We start from the raw sequence: 12,607 nt of genomic DNA, 5'->3' as shown, positions 1-12,607 counted from the left end.
CAGCCACCTGGATATTTTCAGTGTTCAATTACATACCGTTCATTCAGGCGCCGACGCCGGCGGTGCTCAACGGTCCCGCAGATGCTGCGGGAGCGGAACAAGGCGGAAGCGTGGCGCAACCAGTGGAAGCCGATCGCGGGCTAACAACTGCTTTCCCGGCCGGCCAACGAGGCAGCCAAGGAGGTTAAAGATCGCGTAGGGACGGATCTGTTGATGGATTCACTTCACTCAATCAACGACCGGGCATCCAGTACTACACGGTTAAGTCTACCGGTCGTTGGCAAACCGGCCCCCGCGCCGCACCGTGCGGGCACTTAACCGTCGGCCAGTTCAAAGTGCAGGCGCCGTTCCCCGATGTCCGCCATGGTCAAGCGAACGCGCACCGTGGCCCCTGCCGCCAGGATTCCCGAGCACCGTGCGGTGACCGGCGGGTCGCTGAGCTGAACCACGCCGTACGGCTCCTGGCCGCCGTTGCCTTTGCCCCTGCCGGCCACCAGGACCTTCCCGTTCCCGCTCCCGTTGCGGCCGCCGGCGCCGTTTCCGTTTCCGTTGCCCGGGTACCGGGTGCCGGTGATCACGACGGCGTCGAATTCTTCCCCGACGCGGTGGCTCAGCAGCGCCGTTTCAACGGCGTCCAGGGCGGCGCGGTCCACCCGCCCCGCCAACTGGTCGGAAGCCGCCATCAGCTTGGGCAATTCCTCCAGCGCGTCCTGGGCCCACTGCGGGACGGGTTCGCCGGCGCACAGGGCATGGCAGATCACCAGCACGAAACGGTCCACCAGCCGCCGCAGGGGAGCCGTGGCGTGCGCATAGGGTGCGGCAATGGCGGCCTGCTGCCGTTCGGGCGGGAGCTCGCCGACGAACGGCGTGTAGCCGGCACCGCGGAAGAGGGCGGTGGCCCCGTGCATCAGGGCCAGTTGCTTGGGATCGGTGGTGTCCAGGCTGCGCAGATAGTCGCCGTAGGCCATCTCGTGCGGCCACGGGAACCCCAACGCCTCGGTCTGCCGGCGGTACTGGGCCTCGGCGTCAGCGTCCGGTCCCGGCATGGTGCGCAGTATCCCGATCCGGCCTGCCAGCATGATCTCGGCCGCGGCCATCCCGGTCATCAGCGATATCTGGGCGTTCCAATCCTCCACCGGCAACGGCGGCCTGGTGACAATGAAGTAGTGCCGGCCGTCATGGGCAATCTCCTGGTCGGGGACATTCAGGCTCGCCCCGCCGCGCTCGCGTTCGAGCTCCACCCGCTTGCTGCCCACTTCCTTCAGCAGCAGCAGGGTGGGCGCCGCATCGCCCGAATCGATGTCCTGCTGCACCTGCTCGTAGTTCAGCTTGGCCCGGCTCCGCACCTTGGCGCGTTCCAGGGTGGCCGCGGTGACCCGCGCGGCGGCGTCGAGCTCGAATCGCCACACATAGGCTGACCGCAGCTGGTCCGCCAGCAGCGACCCGGCCTGTTCGCCGATGACGTCGGGATGCAGCGGGATCCGTCCGTCCGGGGCGTAGATGGTCTGGCCCCGCCGCCGGGTTTCGGCATCCAGTTCGCCGCCGGCCTCCACAAAGGAGGGGACGTCGGCGATCGCGTACCAGACCGTGTAACCGCCGTCGGTGGACTCGATGTACAGGGCCTGGTCCAAGTCGGTGGACGCGGGCGGATCGATGGTCACGAATTCCAGTGCGGTCAGATCGGTCTCCGGCAGCCGATGGGCGGCCACGGCGGCCCGGGCCTCCGCGAGTGCGCCCGCGTCGAACTCCTGCGGCAGGTCGAACTCTGTCCGCAGGTCTTTCAGCACCCGTGCCAGCAGATGCTGGGACTCGTTGACCTTCGGGTCCAAATGCGGGTACGGCACACGGTTAGCCTAACGGCAGCCGCGTCGAAATGGGACGCTACCCTTGGATTCATGAGCACCGTGAGCACCGTTCCCGCAGCGCCCGGCGAGGATTCCGGCCGCCGCCGGCAATTCCTGATCGATCTGTACGGCGTGATGGCCTACGGCGAGCTGTCCGCCTTCGAGCGGTTTTCCTCCGACGCACGCTTTTCGCCCACCCTGCATGACCGGGCCGCAGTCGGCCGGCTCGCGGTGACCGAGTTTGAACATTTCGAGGCCGTGGCCGCGCAGCTGGAGCAACTCGGCGTGGACGTGGAAACGGCCATGGCCCCTTTCCAGCCCTCCATCGATGCCTTCCACGACCGGACGCGCCCGGCCGACTGGTACGAGTCCCTGATGAAGGCCTACGTCACCGACGGCGTGCTGGGGGACTTCTACCTGCACATCGCCGGAGCCCTCGACAGCGAGACGCAGAAGCTGGTCGCCCGGATCAAGGAAAACACCGAGCAGATCTCCATGATCGCGGCCCGGCTGCAGCAGGTGCTGGCCGACGATCCACGGCTGGCCTCGCGGCTGGCGCTGTGGGGGCGCAGGCTGGTGGGGGAGGCCTTGACCCAGGCACAGCGGATCGGGATTGAGCGCGCCGTGCTCAGCGAGCTGATGCGGGGGCAGGATCCCGACCGGCAGGCACAGGCCACCGGAGAGTTGTTTGCCCGGCTGACCCAAAACCATTCGCGCCGAATGAATGACCTGGGCCTGACGGCGTGAGCGCAGGCCTTCAACGGGGTTGGCTTCACCGGTAGGCTGGCGGCACAGGCGGCCGCAAGCCGCGGCAGCCGGGCCGCGCGGCAGACCGCCGCGCAACCGGGAGGGCATCGTGGGACGTGCGAAAGACGTACTCGACAGTGAGGAAATAGACCGGCAGCTGCGCGGGTTGCCGCAGTGGCGCTACGCGGACGGAGCGCTGGTCAGCGCGTTCAAGCTGGACAATGGGCGCGAGGCCCTGAATTTCATTGCCGCCGTGGGCGACCTGGCCGAGGAGCAGCGGCACCACCCGGACCTGGACTGGCGGTACAACAAGGTCTTGTTGCGCTTCACGTCGCATGACGCCGATTCGGCAGTCACTACCCGTGACGTGTCCGCGGCGGCAGCGGTGAGCGTGCTGGCGCGGAAGCTTGGCGCGGACGCGGACCCGGACGGCTATCCCGGCTAGCTTTCCTGCCCGGCCGGCTTCGTTCAGCCCAGCAGGGCGGTCAGCCGTTCGGTATCCCGCTGCACGCGGCGGCGTCCGATCCACCAGGCACCGGCCCACGCGGCCGGAACGGAAACGGCCATCGGCAGCAGCCAGGACAGGAAGTGCACGCCCGGTTCGGAGCCGAGGCCGGCGGCCATGAGGACGAACCAGAGCAGCACCGCCGCCGCCACCGCGATCCCGGGCAGCAGCAGCACCCCGTAGGCGTGGCGCCGCCGGTCCACCGCCCAGGCGGTGAAGCCGACGGCGGCGGCGACGAGCACCAGCAGGACCAGTGCGACCATGGGTGGTTAGAGAGCGCCGAATCCGACGGGGCGCGGCCCCTCGGCGCCGATCTCGACGTAGGCCAGGACATTGGACGGGATGATGACCAGGCGTCCCTTGGCGTCGGTCAGGCGCAGCTCGGCGCCGCCGTTCATGGCACGGCTCGCGATCTCGGCCACCTCGTCCGGCGACTGCGACGAATCGAGCACGATTTCACGGCCGACGTTCTGCATGCCGATCTTCACTTCCACGCTGATGCCTCCTGGTAATGCTGTAAGCCGGGTGGGTTCCCTACTGGCGAATCTATCCTAGGGTTCCTTCGGGAAGCGTGAAATTCCGCGCCAAGCTAAACGGTAGATCAGTTCGCTCGCGGCGTCCTGGTCCAGTTCCCCGCCCGAGCGCAGCCAGTGCCGGGCACTGATCTGCGCCATGCCGGCCAGGGCCCGGCCCAGCAGTGTGGCCTCGACCGCCGACAGCTTGGTGTCCTCGGCGATGACACCGGCGATGGCGCTGGCCAGCCGCGCGTTGAAGTCCTCCAAGCGGCCGCTCACGTCGGGGTCGTTGTTCAGGTCGGATTCGAAGACCAGCCGGTGCGCCTGGCTGTCCTGGGCGATGAACTGGTAGTAGGCCCGGATGGTGGCGTGCACGCGAAGTTTGTTGTCCGTCGTCGAGTTCAGCGCAGCCATCAGCATCGCGTTCAGCGATTCCAGGTGGTGGTCCAGCAGGGCCAGATAGAGCTCCCGCTTGCCGGGGAAGTGCTGGTAGAGCACCGGCTTGCTCACGTTCGCTGCGTCGGCGATCTCGTCCATCGCCGCCGCATGGTAGCCATTGACCACGAAGACCTCGTGTGCCGCCTGCAGCAGCTGGCGCCGTCGTTCCTCCCGCGGCAGTCGGGTGGGCTTGGCGGCTGAGCGGGGTTCTGTCGTCACGGTAGTACACGGCCTCTTCCGGCGCTGCGGTCAGGAAAACTTACAGCGCCACGGTGCAGTAAGTGTCAGTCCCGACCAGTCTACGCACCAGCAACCGGCTGGGGCGTAGATTGGAAGAATGAGCACCTTGGAGACCCGGCAGCTGCCGCCGCTCGTGGAACCGGCAGTGTCCCTCAGCAAGGCCGAGACCGAGCGGTATTCGCGGCACCTGATCATCCCCGAAGTCGGCATGGCCGGCCAGCTGAGGCTGAAGAACGCCAGGGTGCTGGTGATCGGCGCCGGCGGCCTCGGATCGCCGGCCATGCTGTACCTGGCCGCTGCGGGGGTGGGCCGGATCGGGATCGTGGACGACGACGCGGTGGAAGCGAGCAACCTGCAGCGCCAGGTCATCCATGGCGTGGCGGACCTGGGGCGCAGCAAGGCGGCCTCGGCACGGGACAGCATCCTGGCGCTGAACCCCGGCGTGGATGTGGTGCTGCACGAGGTCCGGCTGGACACCGGCAACGTCCTGGAAATTTTCGCCGGCTACGACGTCATCCTGGACGGCACCGACAACTTCGCCACCCGGTATCTGGTCAACGACGCCGCCGCGCTGCTGGGCAAACCCTACGTGTGGGGATCCATCCTGCGGTTCGACGGGCAGGTCAGTGTCTTTTGGGACGCCCACGGGCCGAACTACCGCGACCTCTATCCGGAGGCGCCGCCGCCCGGTTCGGTGCCGTCCTGCGCCGAGGGCGGCGTGCTCGGCGTCCTGTGCGCACAGATCGGCTCCGTGATGGTCAACGAGGCGATCAAGCTGATCACCGGCATCGGGCAGACGCTGTTGGGCCGCGTCCTGGTCTTCAATGCCCTCCAGATGAGCTGGCGGGAGCTGAAGGTACGCAAGGATCCCGACGCCGAGCCAATCACCGGGCTGGCCGACTACGAGTCGTTCTGCGGGGTCGCGCCGCCGCGCCGGGTCGACGCCGACCACGCGGTGGACGCCCGCACCCTGTCCCGGATGCTGGCCGACCGCGATGCCGGCAGGGGCGACTTCGAGCTGATCGACGTCCGCGAACCGGGCGAATACGAAGTGGTGAACATTCCCGGCGCCGTCCTGGTTCCGAAGGGACGCATCCTGTCCGGCGAGGCCCTGGAGGACCTGCCCCGGGACACGGACCTGGTTTTCCACTGCAAATCGGGCGCGCGCTCGGCCGAAGTCCTGCAGAGCCTGCTGGCGCGGGGCTACACCCGGGTATCCCACCTCGACGGCGGAATCCTGGCGTGGGTCAGGGACGTGGAGCCCTCAAAGCCGGTGTACTAAGGGTCACCCTGGCGCCGGCCGCGACCGGCTGCAGGCGCCGCGGCCGCCTCAGGCAGTGGCGGCCTCGTCGCCGTGCGCGACCGGGCAGGACGCCGCATCCGCGGCCCGGGGCAGGGCGGGGTCTTCGACCGTGATGCCGTACAGCGCTTCCAGGGCGGCAATGTAACGCTCCTGCTCGCCGTTGGCGGCCAGTTCCCGCGCCCGCACGGTGGGCAGGTGCAGCAACTGCTTGACCATGCGGCGCATGGCGAACTCGACTTCCTGGGCTGGGCCGGTGCAGCCGTGCTGCGAGCGCACTTTCTCGAGCTCGTTCTCCAGTACCTGCATGGTGTGCTTGCGAAGCGCCACGATGGCGGAGTCCACGCTGCGCGCCTGCCGGCTGGCCTCGAAGCTGCGCGCCGCGTTGGCGACGATCTCGGCCGCCTGCTGCACGGATTCGGCCTGCTCCTCGGGCGCTGCCATCCGCACGGACTCCAGCGTGATCAGCTCCACGCCCTCGAGCGCCCCCACGGCGGGATCAAAGTCGTGGCTCAGCGCGAGGTCGATGATCGTCAGCGGCTTGTCGACGCCGGTGCGCACCCCGGCCACGCGCTCGGCACTGACCTGGTTGTCGCTGCCGCTGCAGCCAATGACGACGTCGGCGGAAGCCATCGCGCTGTCCAGCGCCGCGTGGGTCAGCGGGACGCCGCCGCGGGTTTCGGTGAACGCCGCGGCGCGGCCGGAAGCCGAGTAGACGCTGATATGGGTGCAGCCGCGTTCGCGCAGCAGCGCCATGGTGGCCCCGGCGTAGGCGCCGGTCCCGAAGAGTACAACCTGCTTGCCCGACCAGTCCTTCTCGACGGCCAGATCCGTGGCGAGGTCGAGCGCGACCGACACGATCGAAAGCCCGCGGCCGCCGAGTGCCGTCTGCGTCCCGACGTCCTTGGCCGTCCGGGAAGCGGTCTGGAAGAGCCGGACCAGCCCCCCGCTCGCGGTGCCTTTTTCCTGCGCCTCGATCAGGGCCCGACGCACCTGGCCGGCCACCTCGCGTTCGCCGACCACGGCCGAATCCAGGCCGGCCCCGACCGCGAACAGGTGCCGCGCAACGTCCTCGCCGGTGTTCACGTCGAAGGAGCGGGCGACCAGCGCGTCGTCCAGCCCCGAGCAGCGGCTGATCTGTTCAATGAGCGCGGCGCGGGCGGCCTCCAGGTCGGACTCGCTCTCGGTCTCGCAGTAAACTTCCACCCGGTTGCAGGTAGCCAGGACCACGGCGCCGGTGACCGGGGACCCGTCTGCGAGCACGTCGGTATCGATCCGGGAGGTGCCGGCACTCAGGCGGGCCACCGTTTCCAGATCGACCTTGGAATGGGTTGCAACAAGTGAAAGTAAGACCACAGCGCCTCTATCTTAGCGGGAAGCCAGCGTCGGCTCCTCCAAGCTTGGCCCATTAACCCGGCGTTAACCTGGTTCCGGGCGCCGCCGGCGCCGGTGATATTGGCCACTCGGGCCGGTGGCCGCCGCCATCCCGCGCTCCCGGCGCCGCCCGCGGTTGGCCAGAAGCAGGGCCGCTGGACCAGAATCTATGTCATGACACTCAATGCTTCCCATCCCCTGGTGGATGGGCGTACCGCCGACTCGGACCTGATCACCGCCTACCGCGGAGGGAAGCCGGGCCGCCGTCCTGTCTGGTTCATGCGGCAGGCCGGGCGCTCATTGCCCGAATACAAGGAAGCGCGGCAGGGCATCGCGATGCTGGATGCCTGCCTGAAACCGGAACTGGCGGCGGAAATCACCCTGCAGCCGGTGCGCCGCCACGATGTGGACGCCGGCATCTTCTTCTCCGACATCGTTATCCCGTTGAAGCTGGCCGGGGTCGATGTTGACATCGTCCCCGGCGTCGGCCCGGTCCTGGGCGCACCCGTCCGCACCGCCGCCGACGTCGCCGCCCTGCCGGAACTCACCGACGAATCGCTGGAGCCCATCCGCGAGGCGGTCCGGCTGACGGTGGCCGAGCTCGGTGCCAAGCCGCTGATCGGCTTCGCCGGCGCCCCGTTCACGCTCGCCGCGTACATGGTGGAGGGCCGGCCGTCGCGCGACCACCTGGGGCCGCGCACCATGATGCATGCCGACCCGGAGACCTGGGATGCCTTGGCCGGCTGGGCCGCGGACGCTTCGGGCAAGTTCCTGCGGGCGCAGCTGGAAGCGGGCGCCAGTGCGGGACAGCTGTTCGATTCCTGGGCGGGTTCGCTGTCCCTGGCTGACTACCGCCGCCGCGTGGCACCGGCGTCGTCGCGCGCCCTGGACCACGTCCGCCACCTGGGCGCGCCGCTGGTCCACTTCGGCACCGGCACGTCCGAACTGCTCGTGGCCATGCGCGACGTCGGGGCGGACGTGATCGGCGTCGACTACCGGCTGCCGCTGGACGAGGCGAACCGCCGGCTGGGCGGACGCACGCCGCTGCAGGGCAACATCGATCCGGCGCTGTTGTCGGCGCCGTGGGAGGTGCTGGAGGCCCATGTGCGCGACGTGCTGGCCGCTGGCAGCAGCGCCCCGGGCCACGTGGTCAACCTGGGCCACGGCGTGCCGCCGGAGACGGACCCGGAGGTCCTGACCCGGGTGGTCAAGCTGATTCATTCCGTGGCCCCGTAGCCATGCAGCACCCGCATCCGCAGCCCGCCCGCCGTCCTGAACGGCAGGGCGGGCGCAAGCCCAAGCCGGGCACCGCCGTCGTCGTCGGCGGCGGGATCGGCGGCCTGGTCGCTGCGCGCGAGCTGGCGCTGGCCGGCGTCGAGGTGACGGTCCTGGAGCGCGGTCCCTTGTTCGGCGGCTGCGTGGTCCGGCACGAGGTGGGCGGGCTGATGCTCGACGCCGGCGCCGAATCTTTCGCGACGCGCTCCAGTGTGGTCCCGGACCTGATCGGCGAATTGGGCCTGGGCAACGACATTGTCCAGCCGAACCCGGCCGGCGCCTGGATCCAGCTGCCGGACGGTGCGCAACGGCTCCCGAAGACGGGCGTGCTCGGCATCCCGGCAGACCCTTCCGACCCGGACGTGGTGCGCGCCATCGGCCGCCGGGCGGCGTTGCGCGCCTCGGGCGACAAGGTCATGCCGCTGGGTTCGCTGCTGCGCCGCGAGCAGCTCAGCCTGGGCCAGCTGGTGCGCGCCCGGATGGGTGATGCCGTGCTGCAGAAACTGGTCGCGCCGGTGGCAGGCGGGGTGTACTCGGCGGATCCGGATGTGCTGGACGTGGACTCGGTGATGCCGGGCCTGCGCGCCTCGGTGGCCGCCCACGGGTCCCTGGCCGCCGCGGTGGGCGCCATCCGGAAGGCCGCCCCGGCCGGTTCCAACGTGGCCGGCATCGCCGGCGGCATGGGGCGGCTGACCGAGGCCCTGCTGGCCGACCTGAAAGCCCGTCACGTGGCCCTGCACACCGGGGCGGAAGCCACAGCCGTCACCCGGCACGGCGGCGGGTGGCAGGTCGAGTCGGCGGCCGGGACGTTCCGCGCGGACGCCGTGATGCTGGCGGCCGATGGCGCTGCCGCCGTCCGGCTGCTCTCCGGCGCCGTCCCCGGGCTGGCCGGACTGGAACCCGAAACCGGACCCGCCGTCTCGCTGGTGACCCTGGTGGTGGACCTGCCCGACCTCGACGCCATGCCGCGGGGCACCGGCATGCTGGTGGCGCCGTCGGTGCGCAACGTCAAGGCCAAGGCACTCACCCATGCCACCGCCAAATGGCCGTGGCTGGCGGATGAAGCCGGCCCGGGAAGCCACGTGCTGCGGCTGTCCTACGGGCGCGCGGTGGGGCAGCGGGGCGCCGAGGACTTCACCGGCTGGGCCGACGACAGGCTCTACCGCCAGGCGCTGGCCGATGCCAGCTTCCTGCTGGGGGTGGCCGTGGGCGACGACGACGTGGTGGGCTCGAAGGTGGTGCGCTGGACCAACGCGCTTCCGTCCGCCACCGTGGGGCACCGCGAGCGGGTGGCAGCGGTGCGCCGCGAACTGGTTGCGCATCCCGGGCTGGGCAGCACCGGGGCATGGCTGGCAGGGACCGGGCTGGTAGCCGTGGTGGGGGACGCGCGGCGCCGCGCACGCGATCTCGCCGCACGGCTGCAGCCGGCGGCGCACTGATCTTCTACAATATGTAGAAGTGGTTTTCGATTAATTACGATGCAGAAGGCAGACTGGTAAGCATGAGCGAATCGGCAAGGTCAGAGTCAGCAATCCCCGCCGCCGGCGGCACCGACGAGGAACTGTTCTACACCCTCTGGACGGTCTTTAAGCGCACCGGCGCACCGGTGGATTCGTCCGCCGCCACGGCGTTCGATGAGACGGTTGCCGAACTCGCCGGCCGCAACGTCACCCTGCGCGGCGCGTACGACGTTTCCGCCATGCGCGAGGATGCCGACGTGATGATCTGGCTGCACGGACCGCAGCCGGACGAACTCCAGGCGGCGGTCCGCGACATCCGCAGGACCCCGCTGTTCGCCCCCGCCGAAATGGTCTGGTCCGCGATGGGCGTCCACCGCGATGCCGAATTCAGCAAGAACCACGCCCCGGCCTTCTCCCTGGGCAAGGACCCGGAGGCCTGGCTCTGCGTCTACCCCTTCGTGCGCTCCTACGAGTGGTACCTGCTGCCGGCCGAGGAGCGCGGCAAGATGCTGCGCGACCACGGACTGCTCGGCCGCGACTTCCCGCAGGTGCTGTCCAACACGGTCGCCTCGTTCGCGCTGGGGGACTGGGAATGGATCCTGGCCCTGGAAGCCCCCGAACTGATCGACCTGGTGGACCTGATGCGCCACCTGCGCTACACCGACGCGCGCAACCACGTGCGCGAAGAGATCCCGTTCTACACCGGCAAGCGCATCAGCACCGCCGAAATCGCCGAGGTGCTGCGGTGAACCAGTCCGCCGAACCGTCCTTTGACCCGCGTGCCGGCGTCGCCGCCGACGGGACCATGCAGCCGAAGAAGTACGACGCCCTGCTGCTGGCCTCCTTCGGCGGCCCCGAGGGCCAGGACGATGTCATCCCCTTCCTCCGCAACGTCACCAGCGGCCGCGGGATCCCCGATGAACGGCTGGAAGAAGTCGCCACGCACTACCGCGCCAACGGCGGCGTCAGCCCCATCAACGCGCAGAACCGGGCACTGAAGGCGGCGCTCGAGGCCGAGCTGGCCCGCCGCGGGATCGAGCTGCCGGTGCTCTGGGGAAACCGAAACTGGGATCCTTACATCACCGATGTTTTCAAGGAAGCGTACGACGCCGGCCACCGCCGCGTGTTGGCCGTGACCACCAGCGCCTACGCCGGCTACTCAAGCTGCCGCCAGTACCGCGAGGACTTCGGCATGGCCCTGGTCGAGACCGGGCTCGCCGGCAAGCTGGAAGTGGACAAGGTGCGCCAGTACTTCGACCACCCGGGCTTCGTGGAACCGTTCGCCGAGGGCCTGGCCGAGGGCCTGGACCGGGTACGCGCCGACTTGTCCGCGCAGGGCGCCGCGGACGCGCCGGTCCACGTGATGTTCGCGACCCACTCCATTCCCCTCGGGGACGCCGAAAACGCCGGGCCCCGCGGGGTGGACTACGAGGGCGGCAGCGCCTACGTGGCGCAGCACCTGGCCACCGCCCGGGCCGTCCTGGACCGCGTGCCGGGAGCAGCCGGCGTCGAATGGTCCCTCGTCTACCAGTCCCGCTCCGGCGCGCCGCATGTGCCGTGGCTGGAGCCGGACATCAACGACGCGCTCGAAGAGCTGCCCGCGCAGGGGGTGAAGGGCGTGGTCATCGTGCCGCTGGGCTTTGTCAGCGACCACATGGAGGTGATGTGGGACCTGGACACGGAGGCACTGGAGACCTGCCGCGGCCTCGGGCTGGCCGCCGCCCGCGTGCCCACCCCGGGCGTGCACCGGAAGTTCGTCGAGGGCCTCGTGGACCTGGTCTGTGAGCGGACGGTGGAACAGCACCGCGCGGACCGCCCGGCGCTGACCGGCCTGGGACCCTGGATGGACGTGTGCATGCCCGGCTGCTGCGCCAACCGCCGCGGCGAGAAACCGACGGTGGCCGGCATGGATTCGACCGTGGGGGTGCCGCAGCCATGACCGTCACAGTCCGCATCGGCACCCGCGGCAGCGCCCTGGCGGTCACCCAGACCACCACCGTGGCCGAGGCGCTGGCCGCCGGCGGGGCCTTGGAGTATGAACTGGTCCGGATCAAGACCGAGGGCGACGTGCTGCGGGGGCCGCTGGCCCAGATCGGCGGAACCGGAGTCTTCACCGCCGCGCTGCGCGAGGCCCTGCTGGATGACCGCTGCGACGTGGCCGTGCATTCGCTGAAGGACCTGCCCACCGGCGTGGCCGACGGGCTGCAGATCGCCGCCATTCCCGCCCGCGTCGACGTCCGCGACGCCCTCTGCGCCCGGGACGGGCTGACCCTGGCCGGGCTGCCGGCTGGCGCCAAGGTCGGCACCGGCTCCCCGCGCCGGGCAGCCCAGCTGCGTGCCGCCCGCCCCGACCTGGACGTGGTGGATATCCGCGGCAACGTGGACACCCGCCTGGGACGGGTCAAGGGGCTCACGGGCGAAGAAAGGCAAGAGGGAAAGCACGCAGATCTCGACGCCGTGGTGCTCGCCGCGGCCGGGCTGGCACGGCTGGGACGCACCGAGCACGTCACGGAGCTGCTGGATCCGTCGGTCATGCTGCCGGCCCCCGGCCAGGGCGCGCTGGCCGTTGAATGCCGGGTTGCCGACGCAGCTTCCGGGACGGCGCTGGCCGGCGCGCTGGCCGACTACGACGACGCGGACACCCGCCTGGCGGTGACGGCCGAACGGTCGCTGCTGGCGCGGCTGGAAGCCGGCTGCAGCGCCCCGGTCGGGGCGCTGGCATCGGTCGACGCCGGCTCCCTGGTTCTGCGGGCCGTGGTCTGCAGCCCCGACGGCAGCCGGCTGCTGCACGGCGAGCGGACGGTGCAGGCGGCCGGTTCCGAGGATGCCGTGGCCCTGGGCGCACGACTGGCTGAAGAGCTGCTCGGGCAGGGTGCCGGCGACCTAATGAGCCTGGCCGGGCGCTGACG

General features: G+C 70.0%; 13 protein-coding genes. 8 read left to right on the top strand and 5 right to left on the bottom strand.

Annotation, left to right across the window (positions count from 1 at the left end; translation table 11 throughout):
- Positions 1-314: 314 nt before the first annotated feature.
- Complete coding sequence (locus tag AC5RWG_RS05025) at positions 315-1,844, bottom strand: RNB domain-containing ribonuclease (RefSeq protein WP_494110067.1); 1,530 nt, start codon at positions 1,842-1,844, stop codon at positions 315-317.
- A 51-nt stretch (positions 1,845-1,895) separates the two neighbouring features.
- Here AC5RWG_RS05025 and AC5RWG_RS05020 point away from each other — a divergent pair, with 51 nt between their 5' ends.
- Complete coding sequence (locus tag AC5RWG_RS05020) at positions 1,896-2,591, top strand: ferritin-like fold-containing protein (protein WP_494012558.1); 696 nt, start codon at positions 1,896-1,898, stop codon at positions 2,589-2,591.
- A gap of 109 nt (positions 2,592-2,700) precedes the next feature.
- Complete coding sequence (locus tag AC5RWG_RS05015; protein ID WP_494000276.1) at positions 2,701-3,036, top strand: 4a-hydroxytetrahydrobiopterin dehydratase; 336 nt, start codon at positions 2,701-2,703, stop codon at positions 3,034-3,036.
- A 23-nt stretch (positions 3,037-3,059) separates the two neighbouring features.
- On the opposite strand, the gene AC5RWG_RS05010 is transcribed toward AC5RWG_RS05015, so the two are convergent.
- Genes AC5RWG_RS05010 through AC5RWG_RS05000 form a run of 3 tightly spaced genes read right to left on the bottom strand, consistent with a single transcriptional unit; the run spans position 3,060 to position 4,268 of the window.
- Positions 3,060-3,359 carry a hypothetical protein gene (locus AC5RWG_RS05010; RefSeq protein ID WP_494000275.1) on the bottom strand — a complete coding sequence of 100 codons (300 nt, stop codon included), beginning with the start codon at positions 3,357-3,359 and terminating at the stop codon, positions 3,060-3,062.
- 6 nt (positions 3,360-3,365) lie between these two features.
- On the bottom strand, positions 3,366-3,590 hold the full coding sequence (locus AC5RWG_RS05005) for a DUF3107 domain-containing protein (RefSeq protein ID WP_136784705.1): 225 nt from the start codon (positions 3,588-3,590) through the stop codon (positions 3,366-3,368).
- Positions 3,591-3,647: 57 nt separating this feature from the next.
- Positions 3,648-4,268, bottom strand: a complete 621-nt coding sequence (locus tag AC5RWG_RS05000) for a TetR/AcrR family transcriptional regulator (protein ID WP_494000274.1) — start codon at positions 4,266-4,268, stop codon at positions 3,648-3,650.
- 118 nt (positions 4,269-4,386) lie between these two features.
- On the opposite strand from AC5RWG_RS05000, the gene moeB reads away from it, so the two are divergent.
- Positions 4,387-5,571 (top strand): molybdopterin-synthase adenylyltransferase MoeB, encoded by a 1,185-nt coding sequence (moeB, locus tag AC5RWG_RS04995; protein WP_494110066.1) that lies wholly within the window; start codon positions 4,387-4,389, stop codon positions 5,569-5,571.
- A gap of 48 nt (positions 5,572-5,619) precedes the next feature.
- Here the strand turns inward: moeB and AC5RWG_RS04990 are convergent, their stop codons facing one another.
- On the bottom strand, positions 5,620-6,945 hold the full coding sequence (locus tag AC5RWG_RS04990; RefSeq protein WP_494000272.1) for a glutamyl-tRNA reductase: 1,326 nt from the start codon (positions 6,943-6,945) through the stop codon (positions 5,620-5,622).
- A 192-nt stretch (positions 6,946-7,137) separates the two neighbouring features.
- Here AC5RWG_RS04990 and hemE point away from each other — a divergent pair, with 192 nt between their 5' ends.
- From hemE to hemC, 5 genes are all read left to right on the top strand, one after another.
- On the top strand, positions 7,138-8,199 hold the full coding sequence (gene hemE / locus AC5RWG_RS04985) for a uroporphyrinogen decarboxylase (protein ID WP_494110065.1): 1,062 nt from the start codon (positions 7,138-7,140) through the stop codon (positions 8,197-8,199).
- A 2-nt stretch (positions 8,200-8,201) separates the two neighbouring features.
- Complete coding sequence (gene hemG, locus AC5RWG_RS04980) at positions 8,202-9,677, top strand: protoporphyrinogen oxidase (RefSeq protein ID WP_494075543.1); 1,476 nt, start codon at positions 8,202-8,204, stop codon at positions 9,675-9,677.
- A gap of 62 nt (positions 9,678-9,739) precedes the next feature.
- On the top strand, positions 9,740-10,447 hold the full coding sequence (hemQ, locus tag AC5RWG_RS04975) for a hydrogen peroxide-dependent heme synthase (RefSeq protein WP_494110064.1): 708 nt from the start codon (positions 9,740-9,742) through the stop codon (positions 10,445-10,447).
- A gap of 56 nt (positions 10,448-10,503) precedes the next feature.
- Entirely contained in the window at positions 10,504-11,637 is a 1,134-nt protein-coding gene (locus AC5RWG_RS04970; protein ID WP_494001281.1) for a ferrochelatase, read from the top strand.
- A complete protein-coding gene (hemC, locus tag AC5RWG_RS04965; protein ID WP_494110063.1) occupies positions 11,634-12,605 on the top strand; it encodes a hydroxymethylbilane synthase in 972 nt (323 codons plus the stop codon). Before AC5RWG_RS04970 ends, hemC begins: the two co-directional genes overlap by 4 nt.
- Positions 12,606-12,607: the final 2 nt, after the last annotated feature.

This window comes from Arthrobacter sp. Y3221160 (assembly GCF_059092585.1).
Note: the sequence above shows the minus strand (reverse complement) of the source record. Positions and strands in the feature narration are given on the sequence as shown.